This is a genomic window from Micromonospora sp. NPDC047557, from assembly GCF_043205095.1.
In the GTDB taxonomy this organism is placed as follows: Bacteria; Actinomycetota; Actinomycetes; order Mycobacteriales; family Micromonosporaceae; genus Micromonospora.
The window spans coordinates 67,468-83,995 of record NZ_JBIDDK010000017.1; the positions used below are offsets into that span (position 1 = coordinate 67,468).

Consider the following 16,528-nt stretch of genomic DNA (forward strand, 5'->3'; position numbering starts at 1 on the left):
GGAGCATGCCGGGAATGCGTACCCAGGTCGGCATCGTCGGCGCCGGGCCGGCGGGGCTCATGTTGTCGCACCTGCTGCACCTGCGCGGGATCGAGTCGGTGGTGTTGGAGAGCCGCAGCCGCGACCACGTCGAGCACCGGCTCCGCGCCGGGGTCCTCGAACAGGGCTCGGTCGACCTGCTCTGCCGCAGCGGCGTCGGTGAGCGGCTGCGACGGGAGGGACTGCGCCACGAGGGCATCGAGCTGCGCTTCGCCGGGGAGTCGCACCGGGTGCCGATGGCAGATCTGACCGGGCGGGCGATCACCGTCTACGGGCAGCAGGAGGTGGTCAAGGACCTGATCGCCGCCCGACTCGCGGCCGGTGGCGCGATCCTCTTCGAGGCCGACGCGGTACGCCTGGACGGTCTCGACTCGGACTCGCCGGTCGTCCACTTTAGACGGGACGGGCGCGACGAGGAGCTGCACTGCGATTTCGTGGCCGGCTGCGACGGGTTCCACGGGGTGAGCCGCGGCGCGGTGCCCGAGGGGGTGCTGACCACCTACGAGCGGGCGTACCCCTTTGCCTGGTTGGGCGTCCTCGCCGCCGCGGCGCCGGCGGTGGACGAACTCATCTACGCCAACCACGAACGGGGCTTCGCCCTCTACAGCATGCGCTCCCCCGAGATCTCTCGGCTGTACCTGCAGGTCGCGCCGGACGAGGACATCGCCGCGTGGCCGGACGAGCGGATCTGGACGGAGCTGCGGGCCCGGTTGGAGACGGTGCCGGGATGGTCGCTCAACGAGGGGCCGATCCTGGAGAAGTCCATCACTCCAATGCGCAGCTTCGTGGTCGAGCCGATGCAGTGGCGGCGGCTGTTCCTGGCCGGGGACGCCGTGCACATCGTCCCACCCACCGGCGCGAAGGGCATGAACCTTGCCCTCGCCGACGTCGCGCTGCTCGGGGACGCCTTCGCCGCGTGGTACGACGAGGGCCGCACCGATCTGCTGGATGCCTACTCGGCCACGGCGTTGCGCCGGGTCTGGCGGGCCCAGCACTTCTCCTGGTGGATGACCTCGATGCTGCACCGGCTGGAGCGCGACGACCCGTACGAGACGAAGCTGCAGACCGCCACGCTGAGGTACGTCGCCACCTCCCGCGCCTACGCCACCAGCCTGGCCGAGAACTACGTGGGCCTGCCGGACGTCTGACCGGGCCGCCGAGCGATGTTTAACCTATTCATGACGGGCGTCAGAAATTATTGACTTTCAATGCCGGGGTGACTGACCATGGCCAACACAGCGGCGTGCGCCCCCACGCAGCGGTAGTTCACCTGCAGATCCGAGGCATCCGCCGACTTCCGACGCACCCACCACCCCGCCCAGGAAGGGCCTCGCCAATGAAGAAGGTCATGGCTCTCGGGCTGGTCGCCGCTACCGCGATCGCCCTCACCGGATGTACCGACTCCGACGCGTCCAACCCGTCCGACCAGACCTCGGGGGACCTGCGCAAGGTCCGGGTCGCGGCGCTGCCCATCACCGAGACCGCCGCGCTCTGGGGCGGCGTCAAGGCGGGCATCTTCGCCGAGCGCGGGCTCCAGGTCGAGGTGCTGCCCGCCCAGGGCGGCGCGCAGGCCATTCCGGCGCTCATGAACGGCGACATCGACTTCGCGATCGGCCAGCCCTTCGGCCCGTTCCGGGCCGACCTGCGGGATCTCGGCGTCGTCATCATCGGCAACTACGCCTCCTCGTACGCCGACGGCGACGACATCAACGCCGTGGTCGCCTCCGCGAAGTCCGGCATCAAGCGGCCGGCCGACCTCGCTGGCAAGCGGGTCTCGGTCAACAGCCTGGGCGCGGCCGGCGACGTGACGATCATGGCGGCGGTCGAGAAGGACGGCGGCGACCCGTCGAAGATCAAGTTCGTCGAGGTCGCCTTCCCGGACGCCCCGGCCCAACTCGAATCCGGCAACATCGACGCCGCCTGGGTGCCGGAGCCCTTCGTCACCCAACTGAAGGCCCGCGGCGACACCTTCGTCGTCGCGCCCTACCAGGCGGTGGTGCCCGGCCTGACCACGCTCACCACCATCACCACAAAGGAACGCACCGAGAAGGACGCCAAGCTGGTCGAGGACTTCACCGCAGCGATGAAGAAGACGCTGGAGTGGGCCAAGGACCCCGCCAACGAGGCGGCGCTGCGGCAGGCCATCAAGGACAACCTGCAGCTGCCCCCGCCGGTGGCCGAGTCGGTGCGGCTGCCGGCCTTCGGTTGGGAGGTCGACCGGTCGAGCCTGCAGACGCTCGCCGGGCTCGCGCAGAAGTACAAGGTTCTCGACAGGCAACCCAACTTCGACCGTCTCATCCAGCAGCAGTAGCCGGCGCGATCCCGCCCTCCCCGCCCCCGGACCGGGGAGGGCCTCGCCGCCCGCCTGACGACGGGAGTGACATGCGCGTGTTCCCCACCCGACGCCTGCGCGCGTTACGCAAAGCGATGCTGGGCGTCGTCGGCCTGACCGGGTTCCTCGTCGTCTGGCAGTTGATCCCGATGCTGGGCCTGATCAACCCGCTGTATCTGCCGTACGTGACGGACGTGCTGGCGCGGCTGTTCGAGCAGCTCGTCGACCTCGCGTTCTGGCGGCGGCTGGGCAGCACCATGACGTCCTGGGCGATCGGCCTGACGGTGGCGACGGTCGCCGCCCTCGTCCTCGGCACTGTCGTCGGGTTGGTGCCGTTCCTGCGGCGCGCGACCCACACGGTGGTCGAGTTCCTGCGACCGATCCCGTCGGTCGCCCTCATCCCACTCGCCGTGCTGATGTTCGGCATCCAGCGGCAGGCCGCCCTCGTCATCATCATCTACGCGTCGTTCTGGCAGGTGTTCGTGCAGGTGATCTACGGCGTCGCCGACGTCGACGCGGTGGCTCGCGACACCGCCCGCAGTTTCGGTCTGACCCGGCGGGAGCAGTTGTCGCACCTCGTCCTGCCGACCACCCTGCCGTACCTCATGACGGGCCTGCGCCTCGCGGCCGCGGTCGCGCTCATCCTCGCCATCACCGCGGAGATGGTGATCGGTAACCCCGGTCTCGGGCGCATGATCGAGCTGTCCCGGTCCGCCGGAGACGCCGCCGGCCTGTACGCGCTGGTCGTGGTCACCGGCCTGCTCGGGCTCACGGTGAACATCGTCTTCCGGTTCGTCGAGCGTCGGGTGCTGTCGTGGCACCAGTCGGTACGAGGAGAGGAGCCGTTGTGACCGCGTACACCGGGCGGATCGCCACCACGGCACGCCGTTGGACGGTCGGATCCCGGATCGCGGCGAGCCTGCTCTACCCGTTGGGGCTGCCGATGCTGCTGCTGGTGCTCTGGGGTCTGGTGGCGACGAGGTCGACGAGTCGGTTCTTCCCCGACCCGTTGACGATCGCCGAAGCCTTCCGGGAGACCTGGGTCGGCCCGGCGTTCGTCGAGGACGTACTGCCGAGCCTCGCCCGCCTCGGCCTCGGTGTCGTCGCGTCCATCGTGCTCGGCATCGCCGCCGGCACCGTCATCGGCCTGACCCGCTGGTTGCGCGAACTCCTCGAACCGCTGCTGGAGTTCCTCCGGGCCATCCCGCCACCGGTGCTGATTCCGGTGGTGATGCTCCTGCTCGGGATCACCGACACCATGAAGGTCGTGGTGATCGCCTCCGGCGCGGTCTGGCCGATCCTGCTGAACACGATCGAGGGTGTCCGGGGGACGGACAGCGTCATGACGGAGACCGCGGAATCGTTCCAGGTCACCTGGTGGGAGCGGCTCTGGTTCCTCGTTCTCCCGGCCGCCAGCCCACGGATCATGGCCGGGGTTCGGCAGGCCCTCTCGGTCGCGCTGATCCTGATGGTCATCTCCGAGATGTTCGCCTCCTCCTCCGGCCTCGGCTACCGGATCGCCTACTTCCAGCGCAACTACCTGATCGCCGAGATGTGGAGTGGCATCCTCCTCCTCGGTCTCGTCGGCGTCTTCCTCGCCGTAGCTTTCGGTCTCGTCGAACGGCGTGTTCTGCGCTGGTACCACGGAATCAGGGAGGTCAACCGTGCCTGATCGGAGCACCCTGCTGCGGGTGGAGCACCTGCGGAAGGTCTACGAGTCGGCGACGGGCACCGTCGAGGCGATCGGGGACATCAGCTTCACCATGGACGCCGGTGAGCTCGTCTGCGTCGTCGGGCCGTCCGGTTGCGGCAAGACCACCCTGCTGAAGTGCCTCGCCGGCCTGCTGCGGCCCACCAGCGGCGTGGTCGAGATGGACGGCTCGCCGGTGACCGGGCCCAGCCCGGCCATGGCCGTCGTGTTCCAGGAGTACGGTCGCAGCCTCTACCCCTGGCTGACGGTGCGCGGGAACGTCGAGCTGCCACTGCGGCACAAGAGGCTCACCCGCGCGACCCGGGACAAGCTGGTCGTCGACGCTCTTGAGGCGGTGGGCCTCGCGCACGCCGCGCGAAGCCACCCGTGGCAGCTCTCCGGGGGGATGCAACAGCGGGTGGCGATCGCGCGGGCGATCGCCTACCAGCCCGACGTCCTGATCATGGACGAACCGTTCGCCGCCGTCGACGCGCAGACCCGGGCCGACCTGGAGGACCTGGTCCGCGAGCTGCACGCCAGCCGCACCATCTCGGTTGTCTTCGTCACCCACGACATCGACGAGTCGGTGTATCTCGGTCAGCGGGTTCTAGTATTGTCCACGTCGCCGACCTGGGTCCAGGAGGACCTCGCGATCGACCTGCCGCCGGAGCGCGATCAGATCACGACCCGCGCTCTGCCCCGTTTCACGGAACTGCGGACGCACGTCTACGACCAGATCCAGCGGGCCAAGCGCGGGCAGGCTGTGGCCCCGCGATCCGCGCGGTGATCGGCGGCCAGGCCAACGAGTTCGCCGAAGGGAAGCGCTGTGGGTAGTCGTCAGCCGAAGCAGTTGTTGCTCGCCTTCTTCGGCGAACACGTCGTCGACGCCGCCACGGGGCCCATCCGGGCGAGCGCCCTGATCAACGTGCTGGAAGGCGCGGACGTCGCCGCGCCGGCCACCCGCGCGACCCTCGACCGTCTCGTGCACAGCGGCATCCTCGCCCGCAGTAGGAGCGGCCGGGAGACGCTGTTCTCACTGACCGAGCACGGGGCGGCGGTGTTGCGCGAGGCGAAGGACCGCGTTCGCGGGCCGCGGCCGTTCGACCCGCAGGGCAGCGGCTGGACCCTGGTCACCTTCTCGATCCCGGAGGGTCAGCGGATGCTGCGGCACCGGCTGCGCTCCACCCTCACCTGGGAGGGCTTCGCGCCGATCCGGGACGGGCTCTGGCTCGCGCCCGGCGAGGTCGACCTCGCCGGGTCGTTGGAGCCGCTGCGCCAGGACCTCGCGCCCAACACCGTGATCGCCTTCCACGCCCGCGAACTCGCCGGCTTCCCGATCGGCGAGAGCGTGCGCGCGGCCTGGGACATCGAGGCGATCCGACGTGCGCACCTCGCCTTCATCGAGGTGTGGGACGACCCGTCCGCGCTGGCGATGGCGCCGAGCGCCCTCACCGTACGAACCATGCTCGTGGCGGACTGGCTCGCGCTGCTGCGCGCCGACCCGAGGCTGCCGGCCGAGTTCATGGACGCGGAATGGCCCGCCGCGAGATCGGTGCGAACCTACCGCCGGGTGCACGACGAGCTGGCCGAGGCGTCCGCGGCGGAATTCGCCGAGCTCGTCGCGACCCGGCCCGCGACTAGGCGCCGAACCGGGTCCGCAGATCGGCCTTCCGCACCTTCCCCGACGCCGTCCGCGGCAGCTCGTCCACGATGACGACGTTCTTCGGGAGCTTGTAGCGCGCGATCCTGCCGTCCAGGCGGGCCCGGACGGTGGCGGTGTCCACGGACGCCCCGTCCCGGACGGTCACGATCGCCCACGGCACCTCCCCCCAACGCTCGTCCGGTACGCCGATGACCGCGGCCGAGGTCACCCCGTCGACCTCGGTGAGCAGCTGCTCGAGTTCGAGCGGGTAGATGTTCTCGCCCCCCGAAATGATCATGTCCTTGAGGCGGCCGGAGATGTAGAGGTAACCGTCGGCGTCCAGGTGGCCGAGGTCGCCGGAGCGGAACCACCCGTCGGCCGTGAACGCCTCGGCGGTCGCCTCCGGCAGCCCGTGGTAGCCGGGGAATACGTTGGGACCGGCCACCTCGATCTCACCGACAGCGCCGGCGGGTAGCACCGCACCGGTCGCATCGGTGATCCGCACGTCGGTGAAGAAGTGCGGCAGACCGACACTGCCCTGCTTCACGCGGGTCATCGTGGGCGGCAGCGCGGTGGCGCCCGGCGCGGCCTCGGTCATTCCGTAACCCTGGGAGAACGACAGGCCCCGGGCCTCGTACGCGTTGAGGATGCGGGCCGGCACCGCCGACCCTCCGCAGGTGAGCTTCGTCAACGTCGACAGGTCGGTCGACGCCCAGGCGGGGTGGTCGGCCAGCAGCTGGTAGGTGGTCGGCACACCGCTGAGCATGGTGACCCCGTGCCGCTCGATCTGCGCGAGCGCGCGGCCCGGCTCGAAGCCCCTCTCGATGACCATCGTGGCGCCCTTGAGGATGACGGGCAGGGCGCCCATCCCGAGCGAGGCGACGTGGAACAGCGGCGAGATCATCAGCGCGACGTCGGTGGAGACGACGTCGTAGTCGACCACACAGTTGAGCGCCACCCAGGTGAGGTTGCCATGGGTCAGCACCGCGCCCTTGGCCCGGCCGGTCGTGCCCGAGGTGTAGACGATCGCCGCCGGATCCCCGTGGGCGGTGTCGGCATGGTCGGTGAACGGGGTGACGGCGCCTCGGGCAAGCCGGGCCAGCCCGGGCCGGTCCGCGCTGCCCTCGCCGTTGACGATGACGTACGGGGTCCGGGCGGTCGTCGCGGCGGAGGCCACCGGCACCGCGAAGTCCGGGTCGTGGATCAGCACCCGCGCGGCACAGTCGGCGAGCACGTAGCCGATCTCGGGTGCGGCGAGCCGGGTGTTGACCGGCACGAAGACCGCCCCGACCTGCGCCGCCCCGAACATCACCTGGAGGAGTTCGGGGCTGTTCTCACCCAGGTAGGCGACGGAGTCGCCGTTGCCGACGCCCCGCTCCCGCAGCACCGCGGAGATCCGGTCCGTGGCGTCGGCGAACTGGCGGTACGTCATGGGCGACCGGTCGCCGTGGATGATCGCGATCTGGTCCGGGGACTTGAGCCGGCGCTTGGCCAGCCAGGCGCCAATTCCGTGCTGGTGCATCATCATTCTCCTGGGGGTGGAGGTGGTGTGCTCGCCCGGCTCGACGGATGCCCCCGGGCTCAGGCGTAGAAGCGGTACAGCCCGCGCGCGACGACCGCCGGCTTGGTCCCGCCCTCGATCTCGATCGTCTGGTCGACGGCGAGCTGGTAGCCGCCGCGGACCTCGACGACCTCGACGACTGTGGCCCGCATACGCACCCGAGCCCCCACCACGACCGGCGCGGGGAAGCGCACCTTGTCGAGGCCGTAGTTCACCTTCGTGGTCACGCCCTTGACCTCGAGCAGCTCGGTCCAGAAGGGAACCGCCAGCGAGAGGGTGAGGAAGCCGTGCGCGATCGGCGCGCCGAACGGGCCGGTCTTCGCCCGCTCCGGGTCGACGTGGATCCACTGGTGGTCGTCCGTGGCGTCCGCGAACAGGTCCACCTGGTCCTGGGTGACAGTGCGGTACCCGGTGTGGCCGAGGTCGGTGCCGGCGAGGTCGCCGAGCCGCTCGTAGGTGATGGTCGTCGTCATGGCGTTTCCTCTCGTCGTCACCGGGCCAGGCCCAGCAGTCGGGCCGCGTTGTCCTTCAGGATGCCCGGGAGCACGTCCGGCTTGAGGTCGGTCGACTGCACGTCGCGAAGCCACCGGTCCGGGGTGAGCATCGGGTAGTCGGTGCCGAAGAGCACCCGGCGCTTCAGCAGCGAGTTCGCGTAGCGCACCAGTTCGGCCGGGAAGTACTTCGGGCTCCAGCCGGACAGGTCGATCCAGGTGTTGTGCTTGTGCGTGGCCACCGACAACGCCTCGTCCTGCCAGGGCACCGACGGGTGGGCCATGATGATCTGGAGGTCGGGGAAGTCGGCTGCGATCGGGTCGAGCAGGATCGGGTTCGACCGGCCGAGGCGCAGGCCGTAACCGCCCGGCGTACCCGCGCCGATGCCGGTCTGCCCGGTGTGGAAGAGCGCCGGGACGCCGGCCCGCTCCAGCAGGCCCCACAGCGGCGCGTACTCGTCGTGGCTGGGGTCGAAGCCCTGCACGGTGGGGTGGAACTTGAAGCCGCGAACGCCCTCCTCCCGGATCAACCGGTCGGCGAGTTCGACTGCCGCTCCCCCGGTGCGCGGGTCGACCGACCCGAACGGGATGAGCACGTCGGCGTGCTCGGCCGCCGCGCGGGCGATCTCGACGCTCGACAGTGGCTGGTGCTTCAGTTGGGTACGCGCGTCCACGGTGAAGACGACAGCCGCCATCTGCCGTTCGCGGTAGTACCGCGCCACCGCGTCGACCGCGGGCCGTGGGCCGTCGGTCTTGAAGTACGCCGACGCCGCTGCCACGAGCGGTTCGGGCAGTGAGGTGTGACCGTGGTCGTCGACCTCGATGTGCACGTGCATGTCGATCGCCGTGACGTCGTCGAGGTCGATCGCGGGCTGGTACATGGGGCCAACCTCCGTCGGGCGGGTCGGGGCGGGCAGGTCTGCTCGGGCCGGTCAGGACGGCGCGGTCTCGAACTCCTCAGGGAGTTTCGGGAATCGTTCGCCGACACTCTGCGCGGCACCGGCGAACGTCGTCGGCCAGGCCTGGACCAGCGCGTCGTACGTCCAGCCGCCCTCGCGGTGCGCGGTCAGCGCCGCCTCCGGGTGGGTCCAGATCTGCAGGCGGTCCCCGCCGACACCGATCACCTGACCGGTCACCGAGGCCGCCGCGTCGGAACCGAGGAACGCGACCAGCCCGGCCACGTCGTCCGCCGTGCCGAATCCCAGCTCCTTTCGGAAGAACGCGGGCATCGGCTCGCCGTTCGCCTCGGCCCGCACCGCCGCGGCGAAGTAGGGAACGGTGGCGGTCATCGCGGTCGCGGCGACCGGGACGACGGTGTTGGCGGTGATGCCGGCCCGCTTCAGCTCCAGCGCCCAGGTCCGGACCATGCCGACGATGCCCGCCTTGGCAGCCGCGTAGTTGGTCTGGCCGAAGGTGCCCCGCTGCCCGGTGGGTGACCCGACGCAGATGATCCGCCCGCCCTCGCCGGCCTGCCGCATGTGCTGCACCGCCTCGCGCACGGTGGTGAACGTGCCACGCAGGTGCACGTTGATGACGGTGTCGAAGTCGTCGTCGCTCATCTTCCACAGCACCGTGTCGCGCAGCACGCCGGCGTTGGTGACGAGGATGTCCAGCCGTCCGAAGTGCTCGACCGCCGTGCTGACGAGTTCCTTCGCGGTCTCGGTCGGACCGACCGGTGCGACCACCGCGACGGCCCGACCGCCGGACGTTTCGATCGTCGCCACGGTGTCGGCGGTGGCCTCGGCGTCGACGTCGTTGACCACGACCGAGGCGCCCCGCCGCGCCAACTCCTGCGCGTAGGCGAGGCCGAGACCCCGCCCGGCGCCGGTGACGATGGCGACTTTGCCGTCCAGTGACATGGGTGCTCCCTCTCGTCGGTGCCGGGCCTCCGGGTAACACGCGCACCGGAAACGTAATGCAGAATTTGGCCGGGCGTCAACGATTTGCAGTATGTCTACATCAGACGGCCGGGCCGGCGGAGCTGATCAGCGCCCGGGAGACCACCCGGCCCGCGGCCTGCACCAGTGGCGCCAACGCCACCGGGTCCGCCCGGTCATGGGCGACCACCAGCGAGATCGCCGCCACCACACCCTCCGGTACGCGGATCGGCGCGGCCACCGAGAGGGCGTCCATGGTGACCTGACGGTCGCTGACCGCGTACCCGGCCCGGCGCACCTCGGCGAGGCAGCGACGCAGCCGCTTCGGGTCGGTGATGGTCAGTTCGGTGTACCGCTCCAGCGGGGCGGCCAGCACCTGCTCCTGGACCTCGGCGGGCGCGTGGGCGAGCAGGACCAGCCCGACGCCGGTGGCGTGCAGCGCGAAGCGACCCCCCACCCGGGTGAGCACGGGCACCGCGTGTCGCCCGGCGATCCGTTCGATGAAGACGAGTTCGAGATCCTGCCGGACGGCGAGCTGGACGTTCTCGTGGGTCACCTCGTACAGGTCCTCCATCACCGGCAGAGCCAGCTCCCGCAGCCCCAGGCCCCTGGGGGCGAGCGAGCCCACCTCCCACAGCCGCAGACCGATCCGGTACCGCCCGTCGTCGCCGCGTTCCAGCGCCCCCCACGCGACCAGCTCCGCGGCCCGCCGGTACACGGTGGGCAGTGGCATCCCGGTGCGACGCGCCAACTCGCTCAGGGTCAACGCCGGGGTCGCCGGGCTGAACGCGTCGAGCAACGCCAGCACCTTGCTCGTCACCGACCGTCCCGGCTCTGCGCGCACCCCGTCATCATCCCCGCCCATGTCGGGCGCTCACAGCTCCAGCACGAGTCGGTGCGTACGGGCCCGGGAGACGCAGATCATCATGGTGTCCCCGGCGGCCCGTTCCTCGGCGGTGAGCAGGCTGTCGCGATGCTCGGGCACACCGGCGAGCACCGGCGTCTCGCAGGTGCCGCAGGTGCCCTCCCGGCAGGACGAGAGGACCTGCACCCCGGCCTCCTCCACCGCCTGCAGGATCGGTGTGCCCGGCGGCACGGTCACCGTCCGCCCGGAGAGCGCGAGTTCGACCTCGATCGTCGTCTCCGGCGCGCCGGTGTCGCCCCGGGCGGTGAAACGCTCGACGTGCACGCAGCCGGGTGGCCAGCCGCGGCAGTGCTCCTCGACCGCCGTGATCAGTGGTTCCGGGCCGCAGCAGTAGACGAGCCCGGTGCCGGGCCGGCCCAGCAACCCGGCCAGGTCGAGCAGGCCGGTCTCGTCCTGGGGGTGCAGGCTCACCCGGTCGCCGTACTTCTCCCGCAGGGTGGTGGCGAAGGCCATGGTGGCCCGGCTGCGTCCGCCGTACACCAGCCGCCAGTCGGCGCCTGCGGCGTCGGCCGCGGCGACCATCGGTGCGATGGGGGTGATACCGATGCCGCCGGCAATGAAGAGGTAGCGGCGTGCCGCGACCAGCGGGAAGGTGTTGCGCGGTCCGCTCACCCGGACGGTCGCGCCGACGGTGAGCCGCTCGTGCGCCAGCCGGGAGCCGCCGCGCCCGTTCGGTTCGCGCTGCACCGCGATCCGCAGAACGGACCGCTCCGCAGGGTCACCGCAGAGGGAGTACTGACGGGCCAGCCCGGCGTCCAACTCCAGGTCGATGTGCGCGCCCGGGGTCCACTCGGGCAGGTCACCGCCGTCCGTGCGACAGAGGCGGATCGCCACCACCTCCGCCGCCACCTGATCGCGACCGGCGACCACCAGCTCGACACCGGTCAGCACGTCCGCAGTCACTCGCGCATCGCCAGTTGCCTCGCCGGCCCGGGCACCGGCCCGGCCGCACCCTGGTGACCCTGCGGGTGGCCGAGCAGCCACTCCCACAACTCGACCGGCTCCTCGGTGCGGCGCTCGGCACCGCAGTGGCAGATCCCGCGCAGGGTGTCGGTGCCCGGCACCCAGTGGATCCGGTAGACCCGGTCCCCGGTGCGGGAGCCCGCCCCGGACCTCATCGCGCCGCTCCCACCGTCCCCGACCCGACCATCCGCGCCAGCAGCCGCCGGGCGGCCAGGCCACCGGTGTCGATGTTGATGCTCAACTCCTGATACCTGTCCGGCTCGGTCGCGATCACCTGCTCCAAGATGTTGAGCGCGGTCACGTCCTGCATGACAACTTTGTGATTGCTGTGGTGGAGGTACTCGCTTACCGACTCGTCGTCGATCGCGAAGTCGCGCGCCACCGCCCAGAAGTCATAGGTGGTGTGCTCCGTCGACGGGGTGATGGCGTACACGATCTCGGCGTGGAACGCTTCGTGGTCCTCGCCCTCGGCGGGCGGGTAGACACCCTGCGGCGCGATCCGGCTGTGCAGCAGGTAAAGGCAGGGCGGGTGGTACTCGATGTCCTGCCACCGGGTGATCCGGCCCTGGATGCCTGTGGAGCGCGCGTAGAACGGCGGACATGCGGCGTCGTCCATGTGCCGACTGACGTAGACGATCCCCCGGTCCTCGTCCACCTCTGTGGTGATCGGGGTGTTCGCCACCTCCGGCGTGCCGATGTAACCGCCGTGCAGATAGGTCTCGTGGGACAGATCCAGAAGGTTGTCGACCAGCAGGCCGTACCGCGCGTTCAGTGGCGCCATGCCCCGCACCACCGCGTAGCGCGGGTCGGCCAGCCACGGTGCGCGGGGAATCGCAGCCGGGTCGGCCCGGTCCAGGTCGCCGATCCAGACCCAGATGAAGGAGTCCTGTTCGACCACCGGGAAGGAGACCACCCGCGCGGTGCGCGGGATGCGCTGTTGACCGGGTACGAAGACGCAGGCGCCGGTCGGATCGTAGGTGAAGCCGTGGTAGCCGCAGACGATCGTGTCGCCGTCGAGCCGGCTCTCCGACAGCGGGAAGCGCCGGTGTACGCACCGGTCGGCGAGCGCCACCGCCTGCCCGGCACCGGTGCGGTACAGCACCAGCGGCTCACCGAGCACCGTTCGGGCGAGCAGGTTCCGCCCCACCTCGCTGCCGTAGGCGGCCACGTACCACTGGTTACGCGCGAATGCCATGCGACCGGACCTCCATGCCGACGGACGTCGATGGAGCCGGATCGTCCCGTGCGGTGTCCCCGCTGCGGAACCGGAGCTTTCACTGAATGAAAGGCCGGGGCTTTCGCACCTGACGGTGTGGCTGCCGTGCCGACAGTACGGCAGCCACACCGGGGCGTCACCTGTTCTGCTTCTCCTGGCAGGGCACGCAGAAGCGAGCCGCGTCACCGCCGGCGATGATCACGGTGCCGGCGGAGAACGTCAACGGTGGTATTGCGATGCGTGCTACGAGCCGGTCCGCCGGGCGAGCGCCTGAACTCGGCGCAGGTCCGCTCGGCATCCGGCAAGGCCGAATTCGGCGATCGCTCGCTCGAGGTGCTCAGCCCGGTCGAGCCCGAGGGCTGACCGCTGTCCCGCGACGAGGTGACGGCCGAGTTCGTAATGGGCGCGTGCCAGCTCGTAGGGCATCTGACGTCGCTCGGCGTCGCGGGCTGCCCGGACCCACGCCCGCCGGGCGGGCTCGGCCCGGCCGCCCAGCCATCGGTACCAGCCCAGGCAGATGAGCGCCCTCGGACGGGCAATGGGAAACGTGCGGGCGTAGCGGCGTAACCGGCGCAGGGCGACTGCGGTGCTTTCGCGCAGCTCGGCCGGGTCAGGCTCGCCCGCTCCGCGCGCCGATCGTCGATGCGGATCCGCCAGCTCGAGCAGCGCCAGAGAGACCTCGGCAATGCCGGCGAGCGCCTCGATGGCGTACTGCTCGAACGACGGATGTGGGCCGATCAGGTGGTCGGCGGTGCGGATCGCCTGCCACGCGTCCAACGGCTGCCCGCGGGCAAGGTGTTGGCGAGCCACGGCGGCGTGGAGGCGGGCCGCGTCGATCCTGGCCGCTGCCGGCAAAAGCTGTGCGGCCTCTTCGGACCAGCCTGCCAGCGCCGGGTCGTCGGGGTTGGCGCGCAGGGCCGTCTCGATCAGGACGAGTAGACCCCAGAGGTGTACGACGGGATCGCGGCGGTGTCGGCCGGAGGCCATCGCCTCGGCGGCCGCTGCGGCCGCCTGCGCGTAGCGGGCGGTGAGGTACCGGGTGGCTGCGCTGATCAGGAGCACCTCGTCGGCCCACCGGTGCATCGGTGTTCGGCGCCGGAGTTTCAGGACCCGGTCGACGCCGAGGTCGACGGCGGCCCAGTCGCCGACCCCGGTCCAGTGCAGCCCGCCCACAATGCCGACCCAGCAGGCGGTGAGCGGATCGTTGGTGCGTTCGACGGCGCTGCTCGCGGCGCGAAGGTGGCGGCCCGCGAGCCGGTGCAACCCCACGGTGCCGATCATCATCCCGACACCAGCCTGCGCCCGCACGATCAGATCGAGGTCCCCGGCGCGTTCGGCAGCGTTCAGCGACGAGATCGACGCGGCGAGGACCGGAAGGTGCTCATCGAGTACCCAGTAGACCTCGGCGATCGTGAAGCAGGCGGCAGCGCGTTCGCGGGCCGCCTCACGCCGGTCCGCATCCCGGGCCACGACACCACCCGGCCGCAGGCCGTGAAGCGTCCGGCGGATCACCTGTGACGCGAGCATCCCCAGTCGCCCCGACCTCGACGTCGGGACGCGGCCGACCAGGAGGTCCAGTGCCCGCTCCAGGTGGTACCGAGCGGCGTTCGCCTCCCCGATCTGCTGGTGCGTCTCGCCGAGCATGCGGTGCCAGCGGGCCCGATGCAGGGGCGCGACGTCACGTTCCAGGGCCGCGCGGAAGAAGGCCTGAGCCTCCCGGAACCAGCCCAGGCGCTGGTACACCGCCCACAGCCGGACCAGGTGAGCGTCGAGCGTCATCGGGTCGGCGCCGAGGATGAGCCATTCGGTGGCGGCGCGCAGGTTCTCCTGCTCCGTTTCCAGACTCGGCCCGCCCTCGGCGCGGGCCTCGCCCGGCGGGGGCAGCAGTGCGACGTAGTGCTCGGCGTGGCGCCACCGGGTCCGCGCCTCCTCCGCGGGGTCCGCGGCCAGGCTCTCGGCCGCGTACTGCCGGAGCAGCTCGTGCATCTCGTAGCGGCCGTCCTCGTCGACCGCGATCAGCGACTGGTCGACGAGGCTGGCCAGCATCGGCAGTCCGGCGCCCGCCACGGCGCCGGCGGCCGCGAGGTCGAAGCTACGGCGCAGCACCGACAACCGCCGTAGGGTCCGGCGTTCCTCGTCGGTCAGCAGCTGCCACGACCAGTCGATCACGGAGCGGAGGCTGCGGTGTCGCCGCTCCACGTCGGGTGCGGTGGTCTCGAGCAGTTCGAGCCCGCTGGCGAGCCGATCGGCGATGGCGGCCGGGGTGGCGGAGCGCACCCAGCGGGCGGCCAGCTCGATGGCCAGCGGCACACCGGCGACCAGCCGGCACACGCGGCCGGCCCCCGCGGTGCCGTCGATGGCCAGGGAGTTGGGACGCAGCAGCCGGGCCCGCTCCTGGAAGAGCTGCACCGCCTCGTAGCCGGCGGCGTCCGCGTCGGCGCCCGGCGGTGGGTACGGCAGACCTGGCACCTCGACCAGCCACTCCACACCCAGCCCCAGCGGCCGCCGGGACGTCACCAACAGCTGCGCGCCGGGTGCTCGCCGCAGGAGTTCGGCGAGCATCCCCGCGCTGTCGCGGAGATGCTCCAGATTGTCGAGCACGAGAAGCAGCTCGCGGCCGGCCAACTGCTCGGCGAGCAGGTCCAGCGGTTCGCGGGGCACAGCCAGGTCGATCTCGAGCGCGCGGGCGAGACCGGCGACGACCAGATCGGCGGCCTCGGCCGGCCGGGCCGGGCTGGTGCCAACGAACGACACGAACACCGTCCCGTCACGACGACGCCCCTGCCGATACGCGGCGACCTCTACCGCCAGCCGGGTCTTTCCGATCCCGCCGGGACCCACCAGGGTCACGAGCCGGCACGTGGGATCATCGAGAAGCTCATGCAGGCGCGCCAGCTCCTTTTCCCGACCGACAAGCGCGGTGAGCGGGCGAGGCAGATCGGTCGTCGGCGACCCGGCCGCCAGGGCCACGTCCTGCCGAGCGGCGGACGCGAGCGGGTCAACACCCAGCGCGGTGAACCCACGGGCGGCGGCGATCTCGTCACGGAGGGCAAGCGTGTCCGCCGCCGGCTCGATACCCAACTCCTCCCGAAGGAGATAGCGGCAGGTCTCGTACTGGGCGAGCGCGGCGCTACGCTGACCGCCCACGGCCAGGAACCACATCAACGCACGGTGCGCCTCCTCGTGCAGGCGCTCCAGCTGCAGCAGGCGGCGGGTCACCTCAATCCCGGCGGCAGCATCCCGCCGGTCTCTGGCCCGCTGCACGGCACGGTCCATGAGCGCGAGCATGTCCGCCCGAACAGCGGCGCGCCGCTCGGTCAGCCAATCATCGAAAAGCGGCGCTCCCGGGACGCCGAAACCCTCGAGGAAGTCGCCTCGGCAGAGCCGGACGGCCTCCAGCAGCTCGTCGTCGTCCTGGTGGGCGGCGGCGACCCGGCTCACCTCCGCGACGTCGACCCACACCTGCCGGCTGTCCGCCAGCGCTATGGTCTGCCTGCTCACTGCCACCTGCTCCGGGACGACCCGGCGCAGCTTGGTCAGCACCAGCCGCAGATTGGCCCGGGCCGTCGGCTCCGGAAGGTCGCTCCAGAGCAACCCGGCCAGCGCCGAGCGTGAGTGCGCGGTGCCGGTGACCGCCAGGTAGAACAGGAGCGCCGTCGCCTTGGCGGAGGCCAGCTCCACCAGGGGACGCCCATCCATCGTCAGCTCGGCCCCGCCGAGCACCCGGACACGCAACTGTTGGTTCCGCATAGCCACCACCGTCGTCGTCCGGAAAGAACTCTATCGCTTTCC

The 16,528-nt window shown here is 70.9% G+C and carries 15 protein-coding genes; 6 read left to right on the top strand and 9 right to left on the bottom strand.

The window, feature by feature from the left end; all coding sequences use genetic code 11:
• Positions 1 to 5 precede the first annotated feature (5 nt).
• The 6 genes from pobA to ACGGAQ_RS28845 all read left to right on the top strand — a co-directional run bounded on the left by pobA (position 6) and on the right by ACGGAQ_RS28845 (position 5,775).
• Positions 6 to 1,187, top strand: coding sequence for a 4-hydroxybenzoate 3-monooxygenase (gene pobA / locus ACGGAQ_RS28820; protein ID WP_393054577.1), 1,182 nt, complete (start codon positions 6 to 8; stop codon positions 1,185 to 1,187).
• A 188-nt stretch (positions 1,188 to 1,375) separates the two neighbouring features.
• Positions 1,376 to 2,350, top strand: a complete 975-nt coding sequence (locus ACGGAQ_RS28825) for an ABC transporter substrate-binding protein (protein ID WP_393054579.1) — start codon at positions 1,376 to 1,378, stop codon at positions 2,348 to 2,350.
• Between the two features lie 71 nt (positions 2,351 to 2,421).
• Positions 2,422 to 3,222 (top strand): ABC transporter permease, encoded by an 801-nt coding sequence (locus ACGGAQ_RS28830; protein WP_393054581.1) that lies wholly within the window; start codon positions 2,422 to 2,424, stop codon positions 3,220 to 3,222.
• Positions 3,219 to 4,043, top strand: a complete 825-nt coding sequence (locus tag ACGGAQ_RS28835) for an ABC transporter permease (RefSeq protein ID WP_393054583.1) — start codon at positions 3,219 to 3,221, stop codon at positions 4,041 to 4,043. Before ACGGAQ_RS28830 ends, ACGGAQ_RS28835 begins: the two co-directional genes overlap by 4 nt.
• Positions 4,036 to 4,848 (top strand): ABC transporter ATP-binding protein, encoded by an 813-nt coding sequence (locus ACGGAQ_RS28840; RefSeq protein ID WP_393054585.1) that lies wholly within the window; start codon positions 4,036 to 4,038, stop codon positions 4,846 to 4,848. Before ACGGAQ_RS28835 ends, ACGGAQ_RS28840 begins: the two co-directional genes overlap by 8 nt.
• Positions 4,849 to 4,887: 39 nt before the next feature.
• Positions 4,888 to 5,775, top strand: a complete 888-nt coding sequence (locus ACGGAQ_RS28845) for a PaaX family transcriptional regulator C-terminal domain-containing protein (RefSeq protein ID WP_393054587.1) — start codon at positions 4,888 to 4,890, stop codon at positions 5,773 to 5,775.
• Here the strand turns inward: ACGGAQ_RS28845 and ACGGAQ_RS28850 are convergent.
• The 9 genes from ACGGAQ_RS28850 to ACGGAQ_RS28890 all read right to left on the bottom strand — a co-directional run bounded on the left by ACGGAQ_RS28850 (position 5,699) and on the right by ACGGAQ_RS28890 (position 16,486).
• Positions 5,699 to 7,225 (bottom strand): long-chain fatty acid--CoA ligase, encoded by a 1,527-nt coding sequence (locus ACGGAQ_RS28850; protein ID WP_393054589.1) that lies wholly within the window; start codon positions 7,223 to 7,225, stop codon positions 5,699 to 5,701. The two genes, ACGGAQ_RS28845 and ACGGAQ_RS28850, sit on opposite strands and share 77 nt — an antisense overlap.
• Before the next feature lie 59 nt (positions 7,226 to 7,284).
• Positions 7,285 to 7,737 (bottom strand): MaoC family dehydratase, encoded by a 453-nt coding sequence (locus ACGGAQ_RS28855; protein ID WP_355066778.1) that lies wholly within the window; start codon positions 7,735 to 7,737, stop codon positions 7,285 to 7,287.
• Between the two features lie 17 nt (positions 7,738 to 7,754).
• Positions 7,755 to 8,636: an amidohydrolase family protein gene (locus ACGGAQ_RS28860; RefSeq protein ID WP_393054591.1), complete on the bottom strand. Its 882-nt coding sequence runs from the start codon at positions 8,634 to 8,636 to the stop codon at positions 7,755 to 7,757.
• 51 nt (positions 8,637 to 8,687) lie between these two features.
• On the bottom strand, positions 8,688 to 9,614 hold the full coding sequence (locus ACGGAQ_RS28865; RefSeq protein ID WP_393054593.1) for an SDR family oxidoreductase: 927 nt from the start codon (positions 9,612 to 9,614) through the stop codon (positions 8,688 to 8,690).
• A gap of 100 nt (positions 9,615 to 9,714) precedes the next feature.
• The gene (locus ACGGAQ_RS28870) at positions 9,715 to 10,452 is read right to left on the bottom strand and encodes an IclR family transcriptional regulator (protein ID WP_393054595.1); all 738 of its coding nucleotides are present in this window, start codon (positions 10,450 to 10,452) and stop codon (positions 9,715 to 9,717) included.
• 54 nt (positions 10,453 to 10,506) lie between these two features.
• Positions 10,507 to 11,460: a PDR/VanB family oxidoreductase gene (locus tag ACGGAQ_RS28875; RefSeq protein ID WP_393054597.1), complete on the bottom strand. Its 954-nt coding sequence runs from the start codon at positions 11,458 to 11,460 to the stop codon at positions 10,507 to 10,509.
• Entirely contained in the window at positions 11,457 to 11,675 is a 219-nt protein-coding gene (locus ACGGAQ_RS28880; RefSeq protein ID WP_393054599.1) for a hypothetical protein, read from the bottom strand. Before ACGGAQ_RS28880 ends, ACGGAQ_RS28875 begins: the two co-directional genes overlap by 4 nt.
• Positions 11,672 to 12,715 (bottom strand): Rieske 2Fe-2S domain-containing protein, encoded by a 1,044-nt coding sequence (locus ACGGAQ_RS28885; RefSeq protein ID WP_393054601.1) that lies wholly within the window; start codon positions 12,713 to 12,715, stop codon positions 11,672 to 11,674. Before ACGGAQ_RS28885 ends, ACGGAQ_RS28880 begins: the two co-directional genes overlap by 4 nt.
• Positions 12,716 to 12,979: 264 nt before the next feature.
• A complete protein-coding gene (locus ACGGAQ_RS28890) occupies positions 12,980 to 16,486 on the bottom strand; it encodes a BTAD domain-containing putative transcriptional regulator (protein ID WP_393054603.1) in 3,507 nt (1,168 codons plus the stop codon).
• Positions 16,487 to 16,528 lie beyond the last annotated feature (42 nt).

Coding starts and splice junctions, on each gene's coding strand:
- ACGGAQ_RS28825 (WP_393054579.1), top strand. CDS start 1,376: ATGAAGAAGGTCATGGCTCTCGGGCTGGTCGCCGCTACCGCGATCGCC.
- ACGGAQ_RS28860 (WP_393054591.1), bottom strand. CDS start 8,636: ATGTACCAGCCCGCGATCGACCTCGACGACGTCACGGCGATCGACATG.
- pobA (WP_393054577.1), top strand. CDS start 6: ATGCCGGGAATGCGTACCCAGGTCGGCATCGTCGGCGCCGGGCCGGCG.
- ACGGAQ_RS28855 (WP_355066778.1), bottom strand. CDS start 7,737: ATGACGACGACCATCACCTACGAGCGGCTCGGCGACCTCGCCGGCACC.
- ACGGAQ_RS28880 (WP_393054599.1), bottom strand. CDS start 11,675: ATGAGGTCCGGGGCGGGCTCCCGCACCGGGGACCGGGTCTACCGGATC.
- ACGGAQ_RS28885 (WP_393054601.1), bottom strand. CDS start 12,715: ATGGCATTCGCGCGTAACCAGTGGTACGTGGCCGCCTACGGCAGCGAG.
- ACGGAQ_RS28890 (WP_393054603.1), bottom strand. CDS start 16,486: ATGCGGAACCAACAGTTGCGTGTCCGGGTGCTCGGCGGGGCCGAGCTG.
- ACGGAQ_RS28830 (WP_393054581.1), top strand. CDS start 2,422: ATGCGCGTGTTCCCCACCCGACGCCTGCGCGCGTTACGCAAAGCGATG.
- ACGGAQ_RS28850 (WP_393054589.1), bottom strand. CDS start 7,225: ATGCACCAGCACGGAATTGGCGCCTGGCTGGCCAAGCGCCGGCTCAAG.
- ACGGAQ_RS28865 (WP_393054593.1), bottom strand. CDS start 9,614: ATGTCACTGGACGGCAAAGTCGCCATCGTCACCGGCGCCGGGCGGGGT.